This window comes from Mesorhizobium sp. M0037, assembly GCF_040323635.1.
Taxonomy (GTDB): Bacteria; Pseudomonadota; Alphaproteobacteria; order Rhizobiales; family Rhizobiaceae; genus Mesorhizobium.
Genome location: NZ_JAMYVB010000002.1, coordinates 282,249 through 307,082, shown reverse-complemented (window position 1 = coordinate 307,082; position 24,834 = coordinate 282,249). Strand labels below are relative to the sequence as shown.

The 24,834-nt window shown below is 61.0% G+C and carries 24 protein-coding genes; 15 read left to right on the top strand and 9 right to left on the bottom strand.

Going from position 1 to position 24,834, the window contains the following annotated elements:
* Positions 1–4: 4 nt before the first annotated feature.
* On the bottom strand, positions 5–1,888 hold the full coding sequence (locus NKJ78_RS05735) for a hypothetical protein (RefSeq protein ID WP_245260472.1): 1,884 nt from the start codon (positions 1,886–1,888) through the stop codon (positions 5–7).
* 14 nt (positions 1,889–1,902) lie between these two features.
* Between NKJ78_RS05735 and NKJ78_RS05730 the strand changes: the two genes are divergently transcribed.
* From NKJ78_RS05730 to NKJ78_RS05680, 11 genes are all read left to right on the top strand, one after another.
* Complete coding sequence (locus tag NKJ78_RS05730; RefSeq protein ID WP_023739576.1) at positions 1,903–3,006, top strand: inositol-3-phosphate synthase; 1,104 nt, start codon at positions 1,903–1,905, stop codon at positions 3,004–3,006.
* Complete coding sequence (locus tag NKJ78_RS05725; protein WP_023667978.1) at positions 3,003–3,599, top strand: histidine phosphatase family protein; 597 nt, start codon at positions 3,003–3,005, stop codon at positions 3,597–3,599. The genes NKJ78_RS05730 and NKJ78_RS05725 overlap by 4 nt, the downstream gene beginning before the upstream one ends.
* Positions 3,600–3,613: 14 nt before the next feature.
* Entirely contained in the window at positions 3,614–4,714 is a 1,101-nt protein-coding gene (locus tag NKJ78_RS05720) for a CgeB family protein (RefSeq protein ID WP_023699986.1), read from the top strand.
* Entirely contained in the window at positions 4,714–5,517 is an 804-nt protein-coding gene (locus NKJ78_RS05715) for a sugar phosphate nucleotidyltransferase (RefSeq protein WP_023739577.1), read from the top strand. Before NKJ78_RS05720 ends, NKJ78_RS05715 begins: the two co-directional genes overlap by 1 nt.
* Before the next feature lie 3 nt (positions 5,518–5,520).
* A complete protein-coding gene (locus NKJ78_RS05710) occupies positions 5,521–6,282 on the top strand; it encodes a TIGR04290 family methyltransferase (RefSeq protein ID WP_023733222.1) in 762 nt (253 codons plus the stop codon).
* Entirely contained in the window at positions 6,275–7,207 is a 933-nt protein-coding gene (locus NKJ78_RS05705; RefSeq protein WP_023739578.1) for a glycoside hydrolase 5 family protein, read from the top strand. Before NKJ78_RS05710 ends, NKJ78_RS05705 begins: the two co-directional genes overlap by 8 nt.
* A gap of 7 nt (positions 7,208–7,214) precedes the next feature.
* Positions 7,215–8,372 (top strand): glycosyltransferase, encoded by a 1,158-nt coding sequence (locus NKJ78_RS05700; RefSeq protein ID WP_352562389.1) that lies wholly within the window; start codon positions 7,215–7,217, stop codon positions 8,370–8,372.
* 8 nt (positions 8,373–8,380) lie between these two features.
* Entirely contained in the window at positions 8,381–9,361 is a 981-nt protein-coding gene (locus tag NKJ78_RS05695) for a GNAT family N-acetyltransferase (RefSeq protein WP_245260473.1), read from the top strand.
* Entirely contained in the window at positions 9,306–10,268 is a 963-nt protein-coding gene (locus tag NKJ78_RS05690) for a class I SAM-dependent methyltransferase (RefSeq protein ID WP_245264377.1), read from the top strand. The genes NKJ78_RS05695 and NKJ78_RS05690 overlap by 56 nt, the downstream gene beginning before the upstream one ends.
* Positions 10,269–10,341: 73 nt before the next feature.
* Positions 10,342–10,560 (top strand): hypothetical protein, encoded by a 219-nt coding sequence (locus NKJ78_RS05685; protein WP_023739582.1) that lies wholly within the window; start codon positions 10,342–10,344, stop codon positions 10,558–10,560.
* Between the two features lie 142 nt (positions 10,561–10,702).
* A complete protein-coding gene (locus tag NKJ78_RS05680; RefSeq protein ID WP_023739583.1) occupies positions 10,703–10,879 on the top strand; it encodes a hypothetical protein in 177 nt (58 codons plus the stop codon).
* Here the strand turns inward: NKJ78_RS05680 and NKJ78_RS05675 are convergent, their stop codons facing one another.
* The 5 genes from NKJ78_RS05675 to NKJ78_RS05655 form a co-directional block, all read right to left on the bottom strand.
* Positions 10,880–11,443, bottom strand: a complete 564-nt coding sequence (locus tag NKJ78_RS05675) for a sigma-70 family RNA polymerase sigma factor (RefSeq protein ID WP_023667968.1) — start codon at positions 11,441–11,443, stop codon at positions 10,880–10,882.
* Between the two features lie 625 nt (positions 11,444–12,068).
* Positions 12,069–13,040: an amino acid ABC transporter permease gene (locus tag NKJ78_RS05670; protein WP_352459504.1), complete on the bottom strand. Its 972-nt coding sequence runs from the start codon at positions 13,038–13,040 to the stop codon at positions 12,069–12,071.
* Between the two features lie 19 nt (positions 13,041–13,059).
* A complete protein-coding gene (locus NKJ78_RS05665; protein WP_352459503.1) occupies positions 13,060–14,340 on the bottom strand; it encodes an NAD(P)/FAD-dependent oxidoreductase in 1,281 nt (426 codons plus the stop codon).
* Between the two features lie 144 nt (positions 14,341–14,484).
* On the bottom strand, positions 14,485–15,312 hold the full coding sequence (locus NKJ78_RS05660) for a transporter substrate-binding domain-containing protein (protein ID WP_352459502.1): 828 nt from the start codon (positions 15,310–15,312) through the stop codon (positions 14,485–14,487).
* A 297-nt stretch (positions 15,313–15,609) separates the two neighbouring features.
* Complete coding sequence (locus tag NKJ78_RS05655; protein WP_352459501.1) at positions 15,610–16,812, bottom strand: MFS transporter; 1,203 nt, start codon at positions 16,810–16,812, stop codon at positions 15,610–15,612.
* A gap of 176 nt (positions 16,813–16,988) precedes the next feature.
* Between NKJ78_RS05655 and NKJ78_RS05650 the strand changes: the two genes are divergently transcribed.
* The 4 genes from NKJ78_RS05650 (at position 16,989) to NKJ78_RS05635 (ending at position 20,161) form a co-directional block, all read left to right on the top strand.
* The gene (locus NKJ78_RS05650) at positions 16,989–17,900 is read left to right on the top strand and encodes a LysR family transcriptional regulator (RefSeq protein ID WP_352459500.1); all 912 of its coding nucleotides are present in this window, start codon (positions 16,989–16,991) and stop codon (positions 17,898–17,900) included.
* Between the two features lie 289 nt (positions 17,901–18,189).
* Complete coding sequence (locus NKJ78_RS05645; protein ID WP_023667962.1) at positions 18,190–18,393, top strand: hypothetical protein; 204 nt, start codon at positions 18,190–18,192, stop codon at positions 18,391–18,393.
* A 224-nt stretch (positions 18,394–18,617) separates the two neighbouring features.
* On the top strand, positions 18,618–18,872 hold the full coding sequence (locus NKJ78_RS05640) for a hypothetical protein (protein WP_352459499.1): 255 nt from the start codon (positions 18,618–18,620) through the stop codon (positions 18,870–18,872).
* 314 nt (positions 18,873–19,186) lie between these two features.
* Positions 19,187–20,161 (top strand): L,D-transpeptidase family protein, encoded by a 975-nt coding sequence (locus NKJ78_RS05635; protein WP_352459498.1) that lies wholly within the window; start codon positions 19,187–19,189, stop codon positions 20,159–20,161.
* 88 nt (positions 20,162–20,249) lie between these two features.
* Here the strand turns inward: NKJ78_RS05635 and NKJ78_RS05630 are convergent, their stop codons facing one another.
* From NKJ78_RS05630 to NKJ78_RS05620, 3 genes are read right to left on the bottom strand one after another with little or no spacing between them, the layout of a single operon-like run.
* On the bottom strand, positions 20,250–22,295 hold the full coding sequence (locus tag NKJ78_RS05630; RefSeq protein WP_352459497.1) for a CHASE2 domain-containing protein: 2,046 nt from the start codon (positions 22,293–22,295) through the stop codon (positions 20,250–20,252).
* 15 nt (positions 22,296–22,310) lie between these two features.
* On the bottom strand, positions 22,311–23,120 hold the full coding sequence (locus NKJ78_RS05625; protein ID WP_023667958.1) for a FecR family protein: 810 nt from the start codon (positions 23,118–23,120) through the stop codon (positions 22,311–22,313).
* 11 nt (positions 23,121–23,131) lie between these two features.
* Positions 23,132–24,424, bottom strand: a complete 1,293-nt coding sequence (locus tag NKJ78_RS05620; protein WP_352562388.1) for a tetratricopeptide repeat protein — start codon at positions 24,422–24,424, stop codon at positions 23,132–23,134.
* Between the last annotated feature and the right edge of the window lie 410 nt (positions 24,425–24,834).

Here is a 24,834-nt window from a genome sequence, read left to right as displayed (position 1 = left end):
AACGTTACACCTGAGATTCGTCCAGGAATCGTATCAGCCCCGCCCTGTATCGGTCTGCCGTCGCGGCCAGCCTTGCTTTTTCCTGGCCATTTTCGGATTGCGCAGCCGTGCTCCAGAGCCCGATTTGGAACGCCAAATAGCAGGGTTCGAAAAAATCGATGTGGCCATTGTCAATATCGAGCCCCATCCCCTCGACCAATGTCGTCACATCGCTGTCGGACAGTCCATATTCGACACAGGCGCCGGCAATGTCCCACTCTATCGGCTGGCAGCCAATCAAATCGTGTGCCCGGCAATGGTCGACGGCATCTGTCTTGACCACCGTGCCATCGGCACAAACGAGAAACTCCCACGCGTGAAGCTTTCCGTCGATTTCCACCCGCTGCAGAACATGCGCAGGGGTTTTTTTCGAGAGCCAATGGCGCAACGTCGCCGCTCGGTTCTCGCCCAGGGCTTCAGATGTATTGGAAACAGCCATTTCCGCGAGTGCGAGCAATGATGCACCCGGTTCGCAGGTTCGGAGATTGAGCGCCCGCCAGGCTAGATAGCGCGTCAACTCCGCGACCAGCCTTCCTCTGGGCAGCGGCGCCTGGTCCATCGTGGTGCCGTCAATCCACCGTTCGACCAGAAAGCCGTGGCAAAGCCCGACCACTTGCGATCCGAACCCGGCTTTCCCCAACATTTCCGCGGCTCGTCTCTTACGCCGTCCGGTTTCGCCGAGGCCGGCGAATTTGACGAGCCAGCGACCACACCCCGCGGACGCCAGGAATTTACGCCGCTCGATGCCGCGCGGGCTCGGCGGCCAATGCTTTTCGTCGACGTAGTGGACGCTCCTCCATTCGCCACCAGACAGTTCGGTCAGGCGTAATTCGGGGCTGCCGACCGCCTCGGCCACCCATTCGCTAAGCGTGGGAATGTTCGAGCTTTCGGGGAAGGTGCATTCGAGCGCCGTCGCCACATGTTTCGGACAGCGCGACCATGTCTCCCTAGCCTCCCGTGACGCTTCGATGCCCGGGTTGCCAGGATGGCTGGGAAACAGGTGAATGCGGTCCATACCAATACCCAGTTCCCGCAGCCACGCGACGACGGCGTGCATCGAACTGCCGGACAGACCGGGACCTTCGTCTACAACGGCGAAGCGTGCCGATGGATTGTTCTTCCAGGAAGCGATCGAGCGCGAATCGGCATTGATGTGCCTGCGGAAAGGATGGCCGACCGGACGAACGCTGAACGGCGCCGGCGCGCCAATCGCGGCAGCCACTATGGCGGCAAGCCCCAGGCCGATGCTGCGGATGCCGATCACGCATGTGTTCGCATCGAGACCTGACTCCTGCGCCGCTCCCAAATAGCTTTCGGGATAAAGCGCGTAATGCGCGTAACCCTCGGCAGAACCGGTCAGAACCTCAGCCTCGCAATCCAACCCGTCCAGCAGTTGGAGAAGTCCCGGCTCGATGCCACCGCCCACGGCGAAACCGCTTCGCCACGACTTCGCCACCTCTGCCGCAAGACCAACCAGCAATCTGGCGCCTTGCTGTTGCCGCGGCGAAAAGATGTCGATGCCCCTGTTCTCGAAATCGACATCGGCAAGCGCGCGAACCAGTTCCGATACGCTGATGAATAGGCCGACCAACGCGGCATGGCGTCGGACGCCATGAGCCATGCGGTCCAGACTTTGAGCAATTTCGCTCGCAGCATCGCGAAGCCGTTCTGCGCTCTGCCTCCGCTTCTGGTCGCCGTAAACGATCATCGATCGGTTTTCCAATGCTTTGCCTTGCGCCAACGCAGCGAGCGCTGCTTCGATCCAGTGTCTTGCGCAATTTTTCGGCAGGCCAAGGAACATTCCGGCACGCTGGTGGTTCGGCGGCAGGAACTTACCTTTGAACAGCATAGGGCGGCAGTTTCGTGGGATCGAAAAAGGTTCGTGTCGGTATCGTCGGGGTCGGCAATTGCGCATCCTCCCTGGTGCAGGGCCTCTCCTATTATCGTCACGCAAAAAGCAACGAACCAATCCCAGGGCTGATGCATGCCGACCTCGGCGGTTACCATGTCGAGGACATCGAGATTGTCTGCGCATTCGACGTCGCCAGGAGCAAGGTTGGCCTCGACGTCGCTGAAGCAATCTACGCCGCCCCGAACAACACGTTCCGCTTTGCCGATGCGGCGGCAAACGGCGTTCGCGTCGAGCGCGGACCGACACTTGACGGCATCGGAAAATACTTGCGCGACGAAATCGAGGAGGCGCCGGAGCCGGTTGCCGACGTCAGCGAAATCCTGCGCAACAGCGGCGCCGACGTGCTGGTCTCTTACCTGCCGGTGGGCTCCGAGGAGGCGACGCGCTTCTACGCCGAATGCGCGCTTGAGGCCGGCTGCGCCTTCGTCAACTGCATACCCGTTTTCATCGCCTCACGTCCGGAATGGCGCCGGCGCTTCGAGCAGCGAGGGCTGCCGCTGGTCGGCGATGATATCAAGAGCCAGGTCGGGGCGACCATCGTTCACCGCCTGCTGGCCAATCTCTTCCGCGAGCGCGGCGTGCGCATCGATCGCACTTATCAGCTGAATTTCGGCGGCAACACCGACTTCCTCAACATGCTGGAACGCGAGCGGCTGGAATCAAAGAAAATTTCCAAGACCCAGTCCGTGGCCAGCCAGTTCGATGTTCCCCTGGAGCCGGGCAATATTCATGTCGGACCCAGCGACCACGTACCGTGGCTGACTGATCGCAAATGGGCCTATATCCGAGTGGAAGGGACGACCTTCGGCGGCGTGCCGCTCAACGCCGAGCTCAAGCTGGAAGTCTGGGATTCTCCAAATTCAGCCGGCGTGGTGATCGATGCGATACGCTGCGCCAAGCTTGCGCTCGATCGCGGCATAGCGGGAGCACTGACCGGCCCCTGCAGCTATTTCATGAAGTCGCCTCCCGAACAGTTCACCGACGCCGAAGCGCGGCAGCGCACGCTCGCTTTCATCGCCGGCAAGGACGAGCCTTTGCTGGATGCCGCGGAATGACGACAACGTTCTTTTTGATCCGTCATGCAGCGCACGACAATGTCGGCTCCTATCTTGCAGGACGAATGGACGGCGTTTGCCTTGGCGAGGCTGGGAAGGCGCAGGCCGCGCATCTTGGTGGCCGCATGGCCCGGGAGCCGATTGAAGCCATCTTGTGCAGCCCGCGTGAGCGTACGCAAGAGACGGCCGTGCCGATCGCGCTTGCCTGCGGCGTCGGTGAAATCGCGATCTGCGCCGAACTCGACGAGATCGATTTCGGCGATTGGTCGGGAAAGACCTTCGACGAGTTGAACGGCGACGCCGGCTGGCGGGCGTGGAACGACCAGCGGCAGGAGGCCAGGACACCGAGCGGCGAGACCATGCTGGATGTCCAGGAGCGGATCGTCGCACTGATGAACGCAGTACGCGAGCGGCATCCGAATCAGTGTGTCGCCCTGGTCAGCCACGCCGACGTGATCAAAGCCGCCGTCTGCAAGGTGCTTGGCTTGCCGGTCGGCGACTGCTTCCGCTTCGACATCGATCCAGCCTCGATCACGACGATCGTGTCGGGTGACTGGGGCTCCAAGCTCCTGCGAATGAACGAAGCTGCCTGACGAGGACTTTCCGGATGCAGATGGTCATTTTCGGTCTCACCGTTACATCATCATGGGGCAACGGCCATGCCACGCTCTGGCGCGGACTGATCCGCGCCCTGGGTCGGCTGGGATGGTCCATCACCTTCTTCGAACGCGATACCCCCTACTATGCCGGGACGCGTGATCTCGATCGGCTCGATGGCGGCAACGTCGTCATTTATCCGGACTGGGAAGACATCCGTCGCGTTGCCGAGCGGGCAATGAAGCAAGCGGATGTCGTCGTCGTTACCTCCTACTGTGCCGACGCCGTGGAGGCCTCGCGGCTGGCGCAGCAGACAGGTCGCGGATTGCGTGTCTTCTACGATCTCGACACTCCGGTCACGCTTGCCCGCATCGAGCAAGGCGAGCGTCCGCCCTATTTCGGACCTGAGGGTCTTGCCGATTTCGACCTCGTTTTGAGTTACACCGGCGGCTCTGCGATCGAGGCGCTTAAGTCGGTTTTAGGCGCGCGTCACGTGGTGCCTCTCTATGGGCATGTCGATCCCGACCAACACCGGCCGGCAGAGAAGCGGGCCGAATTCGCCGGTGATCTGTCCTATCTCGGAACTTACGCGGCGGATCGCCAGGCCGGCGTCGAAAAGCTGCTGGTCCGCCCGGCCGCGCGCCTGCCCGACCACCGTTTCATCATTGGCGGCGCGCAATATCCGCAGGAATTCCCATGGAGCGACAACATCTTCTTTGTCAGGCATCTTCCGCCAGCCGACCATCCGGCTTTCTTCTCATCATCTCGCCTGACACTGAACGTCACCCGGGAGGCGATGGCGCAAAAGGGCTGGTGCCCGTCGGGACGGCTCTTCGAAGCGGCCGCGTGTGGGGCTGCCATCGTCACCGATGCATGGCCGGGCCTGGCCGAATTTTTCGAACCCGGCCGCGAAATCTTGTTGGCGCATGACACCGATGATGTGGTCGCCGCATTGCGATTGCCGGAGCGCGAGCTCGACGGCATTCGAAGGCGTGCCCGCGACCGGGTCTTGGGCGAACACACTTCCGCACGGCGCGCGGCGGAACTGGATCGCATCCTGAACGAGGCCTTTCAAAGATCTCCCGGCGAACCGATGAGGGAAGCGGTCTGATGTTGGGCATCGTACCCGCTGCCGGGCGCGGCAGCCGCATTCAGCCGCTCGGCTTCTCGAAAGAGCTGCTGCCGGTCGGTAGCCGGATCGATGGACAGACCGAGCGTCCATGCGCCGTGAGCGAGTATCTGGTACGGCGCATGGTGCAGGCCGGCGTCGACAAGATTTGCTTCATCATCGGATCGGGCAAATCCGACATCCTTGAATACTACGCCGCCGGCTACGGTGACGCGGCGGCTCTCTTCGTGGTGCAGCCGAACCCCGTCGGTCTGTGCGATGCGATCTTCCGGGCGGCGCCCCTCGTCGCGCCCGACGAGGTCGTCCTGGTCGGCCTTCCCGATACGATCTGGTTTCCCGAGGACGGTTTCCGCCATTTGCCCGACGATCAGCTCTCATTTCTGCTTTTCCCGGTGGATCAGCCGGAATTCTTCGACGCCGTCGTCATCGACGTCCAAGAGCGCGTGATCGAAATCCAGGTCAAGCGACAGGATGCCGCCACGAACTGGGTTTGGGGTGCGTTCAAGATGCCGGGCCATATCCTGCATCAGCTTGCGGCACTCTGGCGTGAGCGCGAGCGCAGTGACGAATATATCGGCACTTTGGTCAACGCCTATATCGCGGCCGGCGGTACAGCTTTTGGTGTCAGGGCTGGGTCGGACTATGTCGATGTCGGCACTTTCAACGGCTATCGAACAGCTCTGCGGTTGCTTGAAAACGACGCCTCATCCGCGCAGCGCCGGCCTACCATGATCATGCCCGGCGCGCAGTCGCATGTACCCGTCGTTCCTGGCGAAGGAGCCTGAGCCATGCTGCATTCCCATGCCGAAATCCGCCGCCGCATCGATGCGCTCGGCCCATGGTTCCACAACATGGAACTTGCCGGCGTCGAAACCGCTCCCAACCATTTTCTGGGCAACTACCCGCTGATCAAATGGCGCAAATTTGCCAATGCCATTCCCGCTGATCTGAGGGGCAAGGCCGTACTCGATATCGGCTGCAATGCAGGATTTTACTCCATCGAGATGAAACGGCGAGGTGCTGACCGTGTCCTCGGCATCGATTTCGATGACGCCTACCTGGCGCAGGCTCGCTTTGCCGCCGAGGTTGCCGATTGCGAGATCGAATTCCAGAAGCTTTCGGTCTACGACGTCGGCTCGCTGCGCGAGACGTTCGATGTCGTGCTGTTCATGGGGGTGCTTTACCATTTGCGCCACCCCTTGCTCGCGCTCGACCTGATCCGCGAACATGTCGCCCGTGACCTGATGATCTTCCAGTCCATGCAGCGCGGCAGCGCGGATCTGCCCGAGTTGGAAGAAAACTATCATTTCTGGACGCATGACCTGTTCGACCAGCCGCAGTTTCCCAAGCTGCATTTTATCGAGCACCGCTATGCCGACGATCCCACCAACTGGTGGATTCCAAACCGCGCCTGCACCGAAGCGATGCTGCGCAGCGCCGGTTTCGAGATCGTTCTGCACCCCGAGCAGGAGGTCTATTTCTGCCGCGCAGCCGGGGACCCGGCCGGCGGCGGCGCCATCTACCCCTCGAAAGGACAGCTCCATGATTGAAGCCGCCATGATCTGGAACGAGCCCAACAACAAATCGCATTGGGACCCAGAGCTCGATCCCGATTGGAGCCGCTTTGCCAGGATGGCGATCTTGTCGGCTGACGCAATCGCGTCAGAGAACCCGTCTTTGACGAAAGTACTCGGTGGCATCTCGCCGATAGATCCGGGCTTTATCACCCGCATGAAGGAATTCGGCGTGCTGGACCATGTCGATGCCGTCGCCGTGCACGGCTTTCCGCTCGACTGGAACCTGTGGCAGATCCACGAATGGCCACAGAAGATCGGCGAGATCGCGACCGTCACCAACCTACCCATCTGGGTCAGCGAAGTCGGCGTATCAACCTTCGGCGCGGAAGAAATCCAGGTTTGGGGGCTCAAGCGCACCGCTGAGTTGCTGATTGGCAACGCACCACGCATCCAGTGGTACAGCCTCTACGACCTTCCGCGCGAATGGGAAGCAACGACGCGGCATCGCGAGGCGGAGGGCTCTTCTTACTACCGACATTTCCACATGGGGCTGCTGCGCCAGGACGGTACGCCAAAACCTGCGCTGGAGGAGTTCCTGCGCTATACGCCCGCAATGGGGCTGGTGCAGTGGTTTCATTTCGAGGACCCCCGGCTGGACGATGCCGTCGCCTGGATGAAGCGGCTGGGCGTCACCAATATGCGCACGGGGCTTTCCTGGGCAGACAGCTTCCGGCCGAACGCGCTGGACTGGTTTGACCGGCAGATGGAGGCACTCGCCGATTTCGACGTGACGGTCACCTTTTGCTTTACACCGCAGCATCGCGGAATGATGCCCCACCACACCAGCCCACCTCTGGTGCCGGAGGAGTTCGCGGAATTCTGCGCAACCATGATCCGCCGCTATGCGCCCGGCATGACGTCCGCTTCGCTCCCGACGCGGCGGGCCTCGGCAGCGTGAAAGTGTCATGCTGCCAATGCATCAGACGCCTGACACATTGGACGAATTAGCGGCATCATCGACAGGTGGTGCGGCATACGGGACCGAGGCGCAACCAGCCGCGGCGCTCACTGTCCTCAATGTCGCCTACCCTCTCGCACCCGTCGGACCCGATGCTGTCGGCGGTGCCGAACAGGTTCTGTCGATGCTCGATCGGGAGCTGGTTCGCGCCGGCCACCGCTCTATCGTCATTGGCTGCCGCGGCTCCAGCGCGAGCGGTACCCTTGTGGAAATACCGGCTGAAAGCGGCGTGCTCGACGAGGCGGCGAAGAGCCGCGCGCAGCAGGCTCATCGCAAAGCGATCGCCGCTGCCCGCGCCCGATGGCCGATCGATGTGGTTCATCTGCACGGCATCGATTTTCATGCCTATCTGCCCGACGATGGTCCGACCCTGGTGAGCCTGCACCTACCCTTGGACTGGTATCCGGCCGAGGCTCTGCGACCGACGCGCGACGACCTGTGGCTCCATGCGGTCTCGCCCACCCAGCAGCAAACGGCGCCACCAGGGGCCAGACTGGTGGCGCCGATTCCCAACGGCGTTGACATCGAAGCATTGAACCTGGTGCAGCTGAAGCGAGACTTTGCCCTGGTTCTCAGCCGGGTCTGCCCGGAAAAGGGCATTCACCTGGCCCTGGACGCGGCCAAACTGGCGGGCGTGCCCCTGGTCATCGGCGGCAAGGTCTATCCCTACGAAACACATACGCGCTACTTTCGCGACGAGATCCAATCCCGTCTTGATGCTCGCCGCCGCTTCCTGGGCCCGCTCGGTTTTAACACCAAGAGGCGTTTTCTCAACGCAGCCCGCTGTCTTGTCATTCCAAGCCTGGCCGCCGAGACAAGCTCGCTTGTCGCTATGGAGGCCCTCGCCTGCGGTACCCCGGTGGTCGCATTCCCGAATGGTGCGCTTGCGGATGTCATCGAGCACGGCAGGACGGGCTTTCTCGTCAATACAGTCGACGAGATGGCCCAAGCCATTCTTGCGGCGCCCAGCCTGGACGCCGAGGCGTGCCGGGTTGAAGCGCGGCGGCGGTTTTCGCTGGAACGGATGATCTCGTCGTATATGGCTGCCTATCAGGCCCTGGCACAACTTGGCACCGATCGCAGGCGCTTCGCTGCGGCACCGTGAGAAAAGCAGTGTTGCGCAGCGAAATCATCGATGACCTCGTAAAATTCGATGCCTTGACACCGCACTGGTGGAAACTGTGGGAGCAGAGTTCCTCTGCGACGCCGTTCCAATCCCCCGCCTGGCTGGTGCCATGGTGGCGCGCATTCGCACCCGGTGAACTGGCGACAGTCGCGGTCTGGCGTGGCGGCGATCTGGTCGGGCTGGCGCCACTCTATCTCGAGCATGGAACGGCCGGTTCGAAGCTGCTTCCGGTCGGTATTTCGCTCAGCGATTATCTGGACATCCTGGCTGTCCGGGATATCGAGGCGGCGGTCGTGTCCACAATTGCCGAAACGATCTGCTCGGTCGGGTGGTCACAATGGATCTTGTCTGATCTGCCGCAAAACAGTGCCGGTCTTACGATCGCGCATCCCGGTTTAACGGTCGAGAGGCCGGTAATTCATGCAGCCTGCCCCGTGCTTGCTGTTGCCGGCGACGAAACGTTGGCCGGCTGCGTTCCCGCTCGGCGCAGGCGCCAGTTGCGCCGGGCGCGCCAAGCTGCGTCCAGACGCGGCCGGCTCGCGTTGGCGTCAGCTAGGGGTGATCACCAGAACTTCCTGAACCAATTGATCCGCCTGCACCATGCACGCTGGGTTGGACATGGAGGTGGTGTATTGGCCGACCCCGCCGTGCAGCACTTCCATGGGCTTTCACTTCCCTTGCTCGATGCTCACGGTCTGGTCCGCTGCTGGTTGCTCGCGATCGAAGGCACGACTGTCGCCGCCTATTACGGATTTCACCACCGCGGCCGCGCCTATGCCTATCTCGGCGGCCTCGATCCTGCTTATGCCGAGGAGAGCCCAGGTGCGATTCTGATCGGCCACGCGATCGCGGAGTCGATCCGCGAGGATGCGCGCGAGTTCGACTTCCTGCGCGGCCAGGAAGCCTACAAATATGGCTGGGGCGCCGTCGACAGGTGGACGATGCGGAGGATCTGGACGCGGAGTTGATGTCATGAGTGTGCACGCGCAGCGCCGGACATCGGTCAGACGGGCGGTCGAAGGTTGTGTGGCCGATGGTGCCTGCGCCGAAGCTGTTCTCGTCAGGCTGGCGCTTCACCTGCCGCCCACAATTGAAGCGGCGGAATTGGCGGAGGTCGTGCTGAAAGTCCGTCCGGCGAATACCGGCGATGCTGAAAGACTGCGAAAGGTCGCTGGACTGCTGCGCCACAAACCGGGCGTCCTTGCCACTTTGCGAGCGACAGGCGGCGCCGTTCGGCATGAACGCGGTAACGGCGAGACGGATATCGCCGTGGTCAGGAGGCTGGCCTCGAGTTTTGATGCCGCGGCAGCAATTTCGACCGCGGCAAGTGTCCAGTTAGGATCCCTTGGCGATGACGAGCGGCTGACAGCCATGACCGACGAAATCGTTGAATGGCTCGAGGCGCGAGAATTCACCGGAATTCAACGAGACATTCTCGACATCGGTTGCGGCATCGGACGTTTCGAGCGCGCGCTGTCCAATTCCTTCAAGCGGATGGTCGGCATCGACATATCATCGCGGATGATCTCTATCGCCTCCGAGCAATGCGCAGCGCTCGGCAATGTCGAACTGCGCCAAACCTCCGGTCTCGATCTGGCCGACTTCGACGACGACAGTTTCGATTGCGTGTTGGCGGTCGACAGCTTTCCCTACCTGGTTTTAGCCGGCATGGCTGAGCGGCTTTTCGATGAAATTGCGCGCGTTCTCAAACGGCCGGGCCGGCTCGCATTGCTGAACTATTCTTATCGCGGATCGCTTTCTTTGGACCGGGCCGACATCGGCCGTCTTGCGCAAGCTCACCAATTGCGGGTCGTCATCTACGGCGAGAAGCCGTTTCGATCATGGGATGGCGACGCCTTCTTGCTTGCTGGGTGAGACGGAACATTACAGCGCGATGCCGGTTCGGGCGTCGGCACCGATCGGTGTCCTGGATTCGAAGGAGGAGATCATGGCATCCGGCGGCAAAAAGCATTTCGGCCAAGGCAGCCAAGGCAAAGGTGCCGGCGCCGGCGCAATGACCACCTTGGAAAAGGACAAGATCGAGGAAAACGCGGTTTTGTCCAACCGCGACACGAAGCAACATGGCCGAGAGCGCGGGCTGGACGGCAATCGGATCAAGTCCGATCAATTTCAGGATCACGCCGCAAACCGGTTGCTGAAGGACTGACGCCACCGCGCCGCGTCTTGCCGCGGCACGGAGGAAAAACTGTGCAAGGGCCGCCGGTGAGCCTCTCGGCGGCCACAACGCCTTGTAGTGCCGAGCGCTCATCCACCAGACTTGGATCTAGGGATGCTATCAAGAGAACGTGATGTCTCATTCGAGCGACGATACCACGGATCTGCTTGTCGAGATGGCTGTGGATCGGGAGATTGCTTCCCTGCTGGCCGCCATAGAGCTGGAAAAGATACCAGACCGCCTATCCAAGCTGGCGATCGAATTGCAAAATGCTCTCGTCGAGAAGCATCGGCGAGACGTGAAGAGCTGATTATCTGCGGCTGTCGACCTCTATATCGAGCTGACCATCCGACAGCTGATTTCGCCTTTCTATCAATGTCTGCAACGAGCTCTCCCCGAGTAGCTCAAGGATGTTGGCGCGGGCACGGTTCAGCCGGCTCTTGACCGTCCCTACCGCGCAGCCGCAGATTTCGGCGGTTTCCTCGTAGCCCACTCCTAAAACGCCGATCAGCATCAGCACCTCGCGCTGATGTTCGGGCAGCTTTTGGATGGCGCCGTGAACTTCCTTGCTCTGAACGGTCCATTCCTGGGTAGCTTCCGAAATCGGTCTCGAAGACGCGCAGTCGAGAAGGCCTGGCGCTTCCCGTGCAGCGATCTTGATCCGCGTGTAGTAGGTGTTGCGCATGATGGTGAAGAGCCACGACTTCATGCGTGTACCGGGTTCGAACTTGTCGATGTTGGCGAGCCCTTTGGTCAACGTTTCCTGCACCAGATCGTCGGCATCGTCTGGGACGCGGCAGAAGGTGCGCGCGAAAGCCCGCAGGGCAGGTATCAGATCAACGATGGAAACGTCATTGGTTTGTTGGTCGGCCAAGAGATAGCCTCCGGATGACAATGGTCCAGCTCCCAGAAGAAAGAGTGAATGAACGAAGCCAGAGCTAAATGCATGGAAGTTTGGTTCGTTCCCGCCGTTGGAAACAACTCTTCGAAAATTCCACCGGGCGCGAACACGCCGACTACGGTCTTCCCCCAAACACGCCCACTTCAAAGGAACGAAACACCATGCCGAGCTTCATTCCCGGGAACCTCGCCGGTGCGTTTGGCTGTGCAGGGCATGGACCGAGTCGTGCGGCTGGTAACGCGCAAACCACTGCCTGACAAACCTATTGGCGAACCACGTGGCGAACTCGGCTACCATCGATACATAGCGATAATGGTTGGCCCGGAGGACATGTTAAAGTCGTTGACTTTATCGATTTGTTGGCGCGGGTGAAATCCAGCAATCGGTCGAAGTTGCCGGGCAGTCGGCCAACGAACATGCTCGTCCAGCACTTGCTCTATTCTGCCCTCCGATCAGGCTAAGCCGATGAAATACCGGGTTGATTCACCCTTGACGGCGTCGCCGAACGGCGTGCTGTGGCGTACAATCTGCAGCTGCTCTCCGAAGCTGGCTGTTGCGGTGCTGTGCAACTCGCTTTGGCGAAAATCACGGATGACGATCAGCGCTTGAGTGAGCGCCCGAACCGGTCTTCGATCCGCGACTGCAGGAACTCGAGCCCCATCGAGAGCAGCCAATAGATCATCGAGGCGGTGATGAGCATCTCGATGTGGCGGAACTCGGTCTGGCCCTGCGTGCGTGCGAGATACATGATCTCCCAGACCCCGACCACCGAGACCAGCGAAGAATCCTTCAGCATCGCAATGAACTGGTTGCCGGTCGGCGGCACGATGACCCGCATCGCCTGCGGCAGGATGACCAGGAACATCGTCTGGTTAGCGCTAAGGCCGAGTGCCGTAGCACCCTCGGTCTGGCCGCGCGAGATGCTTTCGATGCCGGCGCGGAAGATCTCGGTCATGTACGCGCCGTAGCAAAGCGACAGCGCCATGATACCGGCCGGCACGGCGCCGATCACGTAGCCAATCTGCGGCAGGCCGAGATAGATGATGTAGATCTGCATCAGCAACGGCAAGCCACGAAACAGAGAGGTATAGAAGGTCGCCAAGCCATAGACCACGCCGTTGCGGGAAAGTTTGGCGATGGCGCCAACGAAGGCGATGAGGGTGGCAATGGCGATCGAAATGGCCGAAATGTAGAGGGTCGTCACCACACCCTTCGAGACGAGGAAGCCGATCTTCTTGGCGATGAACGCGAAGGACAAGTCGAAGGAATAGAAAAACAACATTAGCAACACGAACAGCTCTATCCAGACTGCCACAATCTGCTGTTTGCGGCTGAGATGCCGCAGCGCGTTCCAGTTCGCCACCAAGATCAATGCGATCAGCACCGCCGAGACCGCCCGCCCGACGTCTGGGTTGGCGGCGAGCCACTCGACCGACCCCGGAACGAGCTTGCCGAGCCAACTGGCTTTGATGCCGAGCCCATACAGGCCGGCGGCGATGGCGGCGAGCACGAAGAATACGCCAACGCGGCGCGCCGCGTCCGGGTGGTTGAGCAATAGTCGGCCGATCACGTCCTCGATCTCCCTGCGGTCAGCGGGCCCGCTCGCGCCACCAATCCTGCGCCTGCAGCTTCCAGTAGGTGAGTTGCGCAACCGCAAGTCCAGCCGGGCCGCCCGCCCAGGCAAGGCCAAATGGTGCGAACAGCCGGTAGCGGTCCGATTGTCCCAGTATGGCTTCGGCGATCAACTTGCCGGCGATCGCCGTGGTGTTGATGCCATGGCCACCAAAAGCCGTGAGGTACCAGACGCCCGGCTGCAACGGGCCTATTTGGGGCATCATGTGCCGGGCATAAGACATGAGCCCGGACCAGGCGAGTTCGGTCTTGAGGTGTTCGAGCTGCGGATAAGTGGTGACCATCTCACGGCGCAATTGCCTCGCCAACACGCCCGATGAGGCTGCCCGGGTGGTGATGCGCCCTCCCCAGAGCAGCCGCATGCCGTCTTCGACAACACGGTAATAATCGCCTGCGCGACGGTTATCGCCGACGGCGTCGGTCGTCGTAATCGCCTTGGCGATGAGGTCAGGCGCCTCCTCGCTCACCATAACGTAAGTGGCGATCGGCAGGAATGCCCGCTGCAGCCGACTGACCAGTGGCCCCGTATATCCGCCGGTGGCAACTACGGCCTGGCGGGCGCGCACTTCGCCGCTGTCGGTACGCAAGATCTTTTCGGCGCCGTCAAGGTTGGCTTCAACGGCAGCCGTTCTCTCGTATATCCTGCCGCCCAGCCGCTCGATCTCGCCAGCAACGGCGCGCAGATAGTTAAGCGGATGCATGTGGAAGGCGCTGGGATCGCGCAGGCCTTGGTGGTAGCGATCCGAATGCAGCACCGCTCGCACCTGGTCGCGATCGAGATAGTCGAGCCGATAGTCGAAATCCCGCGCCAGTTGCTCGGCATATGCCTTGAGCGCGGCGCCACCATCGTGGCGAAGCACGCTCAATATACCGGAGCGCGGCTCTGCCGCCTTGATGTCGAGATCGCGGATCGTCTGCCGCACGAAGTCGACGCCTTCGATGGACAGGCGGTGCAGTTTTTGTGCCGCGTCGACGCCGGCCATCGCGGCGATGTTGTCGGTGCCGGTGGCGAAACCGGGATTGACGAAGCCGCCATTGCGACCGGAAGCGCCGAATCCTATCCGCTGCGCCTCAAGCACGACGACCTGCTGGCCGGCGCGAGCCAGCTGCAACGCCGTCGTCAGGCCGGCCAGTCCGCCGCCGACAACGACTGTCTCGCACTCGGAAACGCCGCTCAGCGGCGGTCTGATGGTGTTGTCGGCAAGCGTGCGTCGGTAATAGGTGTCAGGACATGTCATGATCAATATGATGAGGTGGCGGCACTAGAGCATTTTGCAGGCAGGCGGAGCCGCCCGGTGTCGTGGAAATGCGGCTGAAACAAAACAGATGGAGCGGGATGTTCAATTGAATGCACCCCGCTCAAGCTTTATCCACGATGCCTCTCAGTCAGAGCTGTAATCCTTGCCGTACCACTTGGTGGTCAGTTTCGCGAGGGTACCGTCCTTCTTCATCTCGTCGAGAATGCCGCCGATCTTGGCATTCCACTCGGCATCACCTTTTTCCGCGATCACCACCAGTGGCTCACGGAAGGCATAGCCGCCTTCCAGGACACGCAACGGGTAGCCGTTCTTTATCGCGTTCTGAGCCGTCTGTTCTGGTGCGATGACCGCGTTGAGGCGCACGCCGTCGCCGAGCCTCAAATCGTCGAACGGCAGCATTGAGTCAGCGAAAGTCCTGATCTCACCGGACTCCAGCTTGTATTCGATGGGCGGCAGGCCGGGAGCATCGATCTCGAGTTGTCTACGGATGAAATCCTCCGACGTGGTGGCGGTCTCGACGCCGATGATCTTGCCGTTCAGGTCGGCGACCGATTTGGCCGGGCTGTCCTTGTGAACCACGTAAACGTAGGGGCTATAATAATAGATGCCTTCGAAATCGATCACCTTGGCCCGCGCTTTGGTCGGCGTCACCGAGCCGACACCCAGATCGTAGCGTCCCTGCCAATGGCCGCCCGTCATCGTCGCCCAGTCCGGCGTGTCGAAACTGACCTCGACACCGAGGCGCCTTGCGATCTCTTTCGAGACGTCGATGTCGAAGCCGACCAACTGATTGCTGTCGTCGAGGAAACTCTGCGGCGGCCAACCGCTGTTTGTGGCGACCACCATTGCCTTCTTCGAGGTAACCCGGTCGATGGTTTCACCCGCCGACGCCGCAGACGCGAACGCGAGCGTGGTAGTGGCCAAGGCCAGCCACGCGATCAATTTCCTCACTTGAACCTCCCTCTTCATCGTTATTCAGACATGCTTCCCAGAGCGCGCTCCCGTAGAGAAATAGCAATTGAGAGCGCGGCATGAGATCGATCTCATATCAGCACACATATCGACGAGGGGATCAAGTCCTTTTTCAAGTAGCCAGTTGTCCTCCGGGGCGCAAAGCATCGGCACCCGTACGGTGCGGCGGAACCCGCGTTTGATGTGACGCGCGTGACTTTCAAGACAGAGGAAACGAAGATCTACTTCAACCTATCACATCATTGCCAGACGGGGCGGCACAGGATGGCTTGCTGTCTACGAGTTTCCGATGTTCCGGTTAAGCATGGGTGCGCGGCACACCGGCAGCAGCACCAGCAGGATGATGGCGGAGTCGACCCAGAGGACCCTGTTCACGCCCATCGTGTCGACGATCTGACTGGTCGCTAGGGTACCCACGGAGATGGCAAGATTGAAAGTGAAGCAGTAGATGGCCGTCGCGGTCTCCGCGCTTTCTGGTGCTGCGCTCAGCACCCACGTCTGCAGCGTAATGGGCGCCGCGCCATACGCGAAGCCCCACACCAGCAGCAGGATGGTTCCTGTGAGCGGCGTGACCCCGAGCAACGGGAAGAGAGCCAGCGTGGCGCCGAGCCCAATGACGACGCAGGCCAATGTGCGACCGACGGATTTGGCGGCCCAGACGCCTGCGACGGCGTTGCCAATTATTCCGAGAATGCCATACCCCAACAGTAACCAACCTATGCTCCCTGCAGTGACGCCCGAGACCTCCAGCAACACCGGGCTCACGAAAGTGTAGGCACCGTAGTGGGCAGCCACCAGCAGTGCGGTCGCAACCACGCCCGCCAGGAGGGCGGGATTGCGCAATTGCGCACGCAGGGCTTTCACCTCCACAGGCTGCGCCGCCTCCAGCTTCGGAAGCACAAGCAGGGCGGCGAGCAGTATGGCAAAGCTCAGGCCGGCGAGAGACCCGCACGCGCCGCGCCAGCCGACTAGATCACCGATGATCGTGCCGGCCGGCACGCCCAGCACCGCAGCGGCACTTACACCGCCGAAGACAATAGTCATGGCGCGCGGCACGGACGGTCCAGGAACAAGGCGTACTGCGATGCTCCCGGCTATCGCCCAAAAGCCACCGATGGTGATCCCGACGAGCAGCCTGGACGCGAGCAGAACGGGAAAGTTCGTTGCGAGCGCTGAAATCACGCTCGCCGCAGCCATTACCGCGAGCAGGCCCGCCATCAGAATACGCCGGTCGAGCCTCCCCACTGCCAACGGCAAACCGATAGAAGCGAACGCCGCAATTACGCCGGGTATCGTCACCGTGAGACCGCCACTCCCAATAGAGACATTCAACTCGGAAGAAATTGCCGGAATCAGCCCCACAGGGAGTTGCTCCGCAGTGATCATCGAAAAAATACCCATCGATACAGTGAGCACGGAGAGCCACATGCGAAAAGTGGCTCCCTGTTTCTCCCGAAGGGCTGCTTTGGTCAGAGACATGATCACCTCCAGCTCGCGAGAAGGCACTCGACGCCAACGTTTCGGGCAAACGTTAGAGAGACGGATCGGACAATTGATCCCGGCCTGGTTTCAGATAATCTGTCCACTGCGGATTGATAATCGAGGGAGATATGGATGGTGAATTCACGAAACGTGAATGAAAGAGGTGATTGCAGTTGGACCGGCTGACCAGCATGACCGTGTTTGCCAACGTCGTCGGTGAAGGCAGTTTCGCTGGAGCGGCCAAGCGGATGCGACTATCGCCAGCGGCCGTGAGCAAGCATGTCCAAATGCTGGAAGAGTGGCTTGGCGCACGCCTTCTCAACCGGACGACCCGGCGCATCAGCCTGACAGAGCTCGGCGCCTCCGTCTACGAGCGCAGTCTGCGCATAATCGAGGATGTCGAGGAAGTTCGTACGAGCGCGGCCGAGAGCAAGACACGTCCGACCGGCTCACTGCGTGTCAGCGCGCCGATCTCCTTCGGCGCGATGCACCTTGGGAGAGTCGTTGCAGAATATCTCGCGGTCTACCCGGAGGTGTCGGTTGAGTTGGTGTTGGACGACCGTGTGGTTGACATCGTGGAAGAGGGCCTGGATGTCGCGGTACGCATCGCTCCACTCACGGTTTCCAATCTGGTTGCTCGCCGAATCGCGCCCTCACGCGAGGTGGTCTGCGCTTCGCGCGATTATCTGGACGGACGCGGGCGTCCCACAAAGCCGTCGGATCTCCACGACCATGATTGTCTGGACTACGCGTTGCGCGCCAGCCGCGGAAAATGGCGGTTCGACGGACCAAAGGGGGAAGTGGCGGTAAAAATCACTGCACGGATGACGGCAACGAACGGGCAGCTCCTGCGCGATGCGGCGCTGGGTGGAGCAGGCATAGTACTTTGCCCCACTTTCCTTGTTGGAGAAGCCATCCGTTCGGGCCAGCTGGAGACAGTGATGCCCCAGTTCAAGCCGGTAAGCCGGTCGATCTACGCGATGTACCCGTCAAGAAGGCATCTTTCCGCCAAAGTTCAAAGCTTCGTGACGCTTCTCGCCGCCCACTTTGGTGAGAACCCACCTTGGGACAACTTTGGACCATGACGACTGGAATGTTGAGCCCAGAGGCCGCGCGCACTTGCACGGCCTTACTGTGCATGGGACCAGCACCCAGGGCCAAGGGCCGGTGCATATCGAGCCGTCCAGCACCTTTTCGAGACTGAAGCATCCGCTATTTGCCGACGGTCAGTCGCTGAGGCTCAATCCACCGCCCATCCTAAGCGCCGCCACAGCGCGAGTTGTAGCATCTGCGGTGTCTCTGGTTCTCTGCGGCCACCGGCGGAACGGGTTGTAAGCAGGCGCGTTCCTCCAGCGTCAAGCTTGGAGAACATACATGGATGACGAGCTGCGCCTGAAGTTACAAGAGCTGAGCCAAAGCATGCAAACGCGAGCGGCCGAACTTTCGACGCTCGGCGGCAGCGCAGACATAAGTACGGTGATGTCGGGGATCGCCGTCGCTCTGGAGGCGCTGCTGGTGATTGCCGAAGAGATGAAAACGCCACGTTCCGGCCCTTCGGTCCTGCCCGACGCTACATGAACATCTCCGATCGTTTGGGAGAGGCTCCAGAGCGAGAGCGCCTACCGCTCACCAGCAAATCGCTCGCCGAGGAACTGGCTTTAATCCACATTCCGGGTTGGAGAGTGGAGAGCGCAATCTACTCGGTGGAGTACTCCAGGTGGGGTGAGCGTCGGCAGAAATGGATTTTGCACTCGACGATGCCTTTTGGGTAATCGAGGACGGCCTTAGGACGGAGGACCACGATGGCTTGGATGGCCGCAATTTGCCCGATTACAGATGAGCAGGCGCTCGTTAATTCGGAGACATTTGGCGACATCCGGGAGTTTCGCTGTCCGAGTTGCGGCGACTTCAAAATCACGAACTCGGCCACCGCGATGTTCAAAGGCCTATCGGCAGAACAGAAGTTGGAGCGCTTCGAATACGCTAGAGCAATCGCGGGCGACAACGCGATCACAGTGACGACGGAACATGGATCTATCGATACCGAAGATCAATAGAATACCCGCCCGACAAGCCGGTTCCCAGCGCATCTCCTCACTTGCTGCCCTGAGACCATTTGACTGCCGGTCCAGGTAGTGGGCAGTTGGAAGGTAGAAGCTCACGTCAACATGGCCAGACCATTTTTACACTGCCGATCTGCGCGGCCAGCAACGCCTCTCGTGAGGGGCAAGGCATGGGCATCGAACGTCTCGGACCGGTCGGCAGCGTAAGGCTGGTTGCCTATGATCCTCCTACCGGCGAATGGAACCAGATCTGCCACAGCGCGTCATAGAAGCATATCAGGTGCGATTTAACGCAAGGAGTGACATCGATGATCAGGCTCCTTCTCCTCCTCGCCATTGCATTCGCCTTCGCATGCGGCGGGACGGAGGCGGCCAAGCTGGATCTAGCCGCGGTAAATCAGGCGCAATTCTCCGCCGGCGACCCGAAAGGGCTCGATCCTGCCGTGCTGAAGGCGCAAATTTTTTTGGATCGTGCGCGCTTCTCACCGGGGCTCATCGACGGCCGCCTTGGAGAGAACTTCGCCAAGGCGGTCAAGGCCTTCCAGGCGTCGAACGGACTGGCGCCAGATGGCAAGCTCACCCAGGCGACTTGGGACAAGCTGATGGCAACCTCCACCAGCCCAGCTCTGGTCACCTATGAACTGAACCGCAAAGATGTACGCGGCCCCTTCACCAAACGCATTCCGGGGCGCATGGAGAAGATGGCTCGCCTGAGAAGGCTTGGCTATCACGACTCGATCGAGAAGCTGGCGGAGCGCTTCCATGTGAGCGAACCATTGCTCAGGAGGCTAAACCCAGGCACCGGATTCAGGAAAGCTGGAACCACGCTGCTGGTACCAGATGTTGGCCGGGGTGAACCTCCCGCCACCATTGCCGGCGTCGAAGTCGACAAAGGCGCTCATCAGGTGCGCGTGCTCGACCCCTCCAATAAAGCGCTTGCCGTCTACCCTGCCTCGATCGGGAGCGACGAGAAGCCGGCACCAAGTGGGCAGGCAGAGATCCAAAGGATGGTGCACAACCCGACCTATCACTACGATCCCGATTTTGCATTCAAGGGAGTCAAAACCAAGCGGCCCTTCACCATTGCTGCCGGCCCTAACAATCCCGTGGGATCAATCTGGATCGACCTCTCCATCGAAAGCTACGGCATTCACGGCACGCCCGAACCCGGCAAGATCGGGAAGACCTTCTCTCACGGCTGCATCAGGCTAACGAACTGGGATGCCGAGGACCTCGCCTCAATGGTGCACAAACATATGAAGGTGACTTTCAAGGACGAGTGACGCAAGCCGTCGCATCCCTCGATGGTCGCCGAAACGAGATGTCCGTCTGTGCCCGTGACAATCGCATCTTGCGATCCGCTGGATCCGATCAGCGGATGCTCCGGGTTCGGGGTGTCAGGTCAAGCGGCGCCATTTGCACGGATGGCGGCGAACCAACCACCATGGCGGGGGCGCCAGATTGCTCACCACGTTGGCTCTCTACTTCGCGGCTCATACCTTGTTGAGCAGCTTGCATCTCCGGAACGGTGAAAACCGGCACCTCGCCCTTGAAACCCTGGAGCTCAAAGGCGCCCGCCTGGACGACCGGCATCGATGCTCCTGCCGCAAAGCCGGGTCCAAGCACCAGGGGGATGCCCAGCTTCTTGGTCGTCGATTCGAGCCGTGCCGCGCGGTTCACGGGGGAGCCGATCGCGGTGTAATCGAAGCGCCGTTCGGAGCCGAAATTGCCTACCGAGCAGATGCCGGTCTCGATGGCGACGCCGATTTCGATGGAGCGATGGCCATCCGCGGTGAAGGCGGCGTCTTCGCGCCTCACCCGCTCTATAAGGGCCAGGCCCGCGTCGAGCGCACGCTCACGATGATCGGGTTGATCTAGCGGTGCGTTCCAGAAGGCCAGCACCGCATCGCCCATGAACTTGTCGATGGTGCCGTCGCGCTTGAGGATCTCATCGGTCGCAATGCCGAGGAAATGGTTGACCACCTTGGCGATCTCTTGGGTGTCGAGCTGTTCGCTCATGGTCGTGAAGCCACGTATGTCGCTGATCAAAATGGTGATCTCGCGCTTCTCGCCGGACAGGATTGCCTCGGTGTCCGAGCTTGCGAGGCGCTGCACCACGGAGGGCGACAGATATTGGGAGAACTGTCGCGTCAGGGTGGACCGGCGCTGCTCGCTGCGCCTGTAGAGGACATAGCCTTCGAAGCCCGCAACCATGATGGTTGCAAGCGCCGGCTGCAGCGGGTCATAGAGTGCACCCTGCAGGCTGTACTCGAGAGCGCCGAACACGAACGGCGTGACGGCCAGCAGCGCCAGGGAGAGGGCGCCAAGCACGACACGCCCGGCGAGCACTCCGGAAACCCCGATGAAAACGACGGCGCTGAGGAGAAACCAGAGCCGCTCGAGCATACGCGCGTGCGCTGGCTCTGCCAGGAAGCGCCCGGCAAGCATCTGGCCGATCGCATCGGCGTGGATCTCCGCTCCTGGTCGCGCTGGACTCGTCGGCGTGGGCAGGTACTGCGTCAGGCCCACAGCCGACAGGTCGACAATGGCGATGGCGTCCCGCAGCCGCGGATCGCCATGGCCCGAAAGGATAGTGCTGGCAGACAGGCGAGGCGTGTCGGTGGCGGTTTCCCAGAGGCGGATGCTCCCCTCCGGCTCGAGCGGCACAATGGCGCCTTCCATCCTGAGTGCGTCGAACCCGGCTGCATTCATCCGGGCTGTGTAACCGTCCTGTCCAGCGTAAAGGCGCAGGAGCTCGAGTGCGAAAGACGGCCACAGCTGCGCGCGTTGAGGGGTGTTGCGAAGCCAGAGCAGCGGCACATGGCGCAGTACGCCGTCGGGATCGGGCAAGGTGCGAATCACGCCTAGGCCTGCGGCGGCGTTCGAGAATTCGGCAAGCGACCCGGTAAGACCGGTGAAGCCGGGAAGTGTATCGGGTACTTGCCCGACGATCGACCAGCCGGCTTTGGGTTCTGCTTCTGAAACCGTCGCTTCATTGCCCAGGCTGACGGCAAGCGCCGTTCGATTTTTGGACAGCGCCGCTGCCAGGCGCTTGTCTCCGGCCATGCCCTCAGGCGAGGTGTCAGCCTCGGGGAGTACCAGCGCAAGCCCGACCACCGCCGCGCCGGATTGCGTGATGCCATCGACCAGATCGGCCAAGAGGCCACGGTTCCAGGGCCATCGCCCATGTGCCTTGAGGCTGTCGTCGTCTATCGAGACGATCACGACAGGATTGCTCGTCGCCTGGCGTGGGGCGAGAAACTGATAAAAGTCGTACGTCCGCTCACGCAGGCGCGACAACGGCCCGTCAAAAGCCAAATGGCAAGCGAGCAGCAGGAGCACGACCAAAAGGCCGGATATTTTGCGCCTGCCGGCTTGCCGCCAATCAGCCCAGCGCCTACCGACCGAGTGGCTCATCTCGTGCAGCCAAGCCTAATCGCAGTTGTAGTAGTAGCAGCAACCCTCACCCTCACACTCGCCCCGCCGCCCCCCGCTGCCCGCAGGTGGCGTTGGGCTGTCAGGGAATTCCATGACCACTCCTGGCAGTGCGCCGTCCCTGGACCCGCAGACTTTGAGCGAGGAGCCTAGAGCCGACGCACAAATTGCGCTTACGTCCAACCCAGGACCCGGTGCGCCCGGCAGGCCGGTTCCCGCTATCCGGTCGATACTGTCCAAGATCGGGAAGGCGTCGATGCCGCCGTAGCCGGCCAGAAGCTTGCCATCGTCCGACGTGCAGGCGTAGCCCGGGTTCGTGATGACCAGCCGTTTGCCATTGATCGTGCAGGTCATGCGGCCGGCGCGCAATATGCCGACGGTCTGGCCGGCTGCCACCAGCACTTCGATGATGCCGCCTCTCGCTCCGAGCACCATGTGCGGCGTCGCAACCTGCATGACGCCCCCTTTCGAAACCTGGCCGCCATAAAAACGGGCCAGGCCGCTGTTCATCCCGATGTCGATCTTTCCCGACCCGGAGCCCGGATTGTAGACGAACTCATCGATCGTCAGGCTGGTGTTTGGACCAATCTTGGCGCTCGATTCATCCCGGAACACCAGCATTCCGAGACCGGTGGGATTGCTGCGCAACTGGTCGCCGAGTTCGACGCCGGCGCCAACGTTCATCGTCCCGCCGTTATTGCGGACGATGATGGTCTGATAGGCCGTCATCGACCCGACCGTCTCAGCGGCGGATGGTGCCGCGAAGGCGAGGCAGGCGATAAAAATGACGATCTGATGATACCTCATCGCGGCCTCTTTCAATTGAGCGTCAACGTATAGCTCATGAGCATTTCGAACGATTTTCGGTCGCGGTTGGCGAGGGCGAAGTTGGTTTTACGATAGGCGAGATCAACGCTGATCTTCTGCGCTTCCGTCAGCTGAAAATCGCTTTCCGAGGCAATGCGCCAGAAGTCGCTCTTGATATTTGTGCCGATGCCGACGGACAGATCGGGAGTGTCGCTGTGGCCGGCCGATAAGGCGATCTGGTGCGACCAGGCGAAAAGATCCGGTACGTTCATCAACAGGCCGCCATAGCGGACCTCGCCCGTATAGCTGCGGCTGATTTCGCCCGATCCGGAAGCGAAGTCATTCGAGCCGACAAAGCGCAAGCCGAGCGCCTGGCCATTGCGGAAGCGGTAGCTGCCGCCTGCCTCATAGAAGACCCTGCTATCCGCGAAAATGCCTTGCGAGGCGCTTAGATCGATGTAGCCGCCACCGGCGAAGAGCGTCGTCTCGACCGTCGGGCGAACGACGAAACGTCCACTGAGGCCGATACCGGTTTCGTAAATGTCGCTGTCGAAACGATCCGTAACGGTGAACGCGGAAAGCAGCAGGCGCAGCGAATCGATCCCGCTGTTGGGCAGTCCCTTGTCCCAGGTTATCGCTGCGTTGCCGTGGATAAAAGTCTTCTCGCCACCCGGAACCGACAGGTCTTCCGTGAAAAGACGCTCAGTCGCGGTCAACGACCCCGAAAGAACGAGCGCGTCGGCACTTGGCGTGCCGAGGTCCCACCGCACAAAACCTTCCGCCTGCCCGTAAGGCGAGACGAAGCTGTCGTCGTCCTGCGCCCCGCCTGGCTCAAAATCGGTGAATGCGCTGAATACGCCGCCGGTCAGGGCGAGTTCCCAGGTGACGCCACGCAACGCGCGCTCGATGCGGGCGAGCAGGCGAACAGCTTCCTGTTGCTCACTTGCGGTCAGACCTCCGACTTCGATGCCGTACTGCACCTGCCGCCGGGCCAATTCATAGGACCCGACATGATAATATAACCGGCTGGCCGCAAGCCGGGCGCGCGCATCGCGCGGGTATTGGATCAGATACTGCTCGATCGAGGAGATCGCCTGATCGTATTGCCCAGCATTGACCGCAACCGTGACGAATTGGGCGAGCGTTCCGTTGTCGGCCGGACTGGCGATGCGGGCCGCAAACGCATCGTCATAGGCCCCAAAAAGACCTTGTGCGCCGGCCGGCAACACGCCGGCACAAAGCAGCGCTGCGGCGACGCCGAAGATCGTTCGAAACGAAGATTGCATGCCGAGAACCCACCCCAAACCCGACTAGTGCGAGAGATTTAGCAGGACTGCAAGAAAAAGGCGACTGAACGGTCGCCGGACTTATGCGAGTCCTCAGCAGCTGTTGCAGCTGCGCAACAAGATATCGGGTTTATTCCTATTTCGGCTGCGCTGATTGTCAAAAACTCTTCTCGACATTGCTGCACGTGATTAAAGTATTTGGCCCAAGGCTTAACAAACTCAAATCTCATCAGTAGTGGATCGCACAGCCGACAAGATTAATATTGGGTGGGCGATTCTGCGTATCTGGTCACCAGGCTTCAAGGTCACCCACGGTTCTCCAAAGGCCTTCCGTCGCGTTTCGCAAGGGGCCGGAGAGCTGCCGGAAGGTGCTTCTCACGACGCGTGTGCGATTCGGCCCGGGTCTTGCAATTTCTTTGAACGCGAGG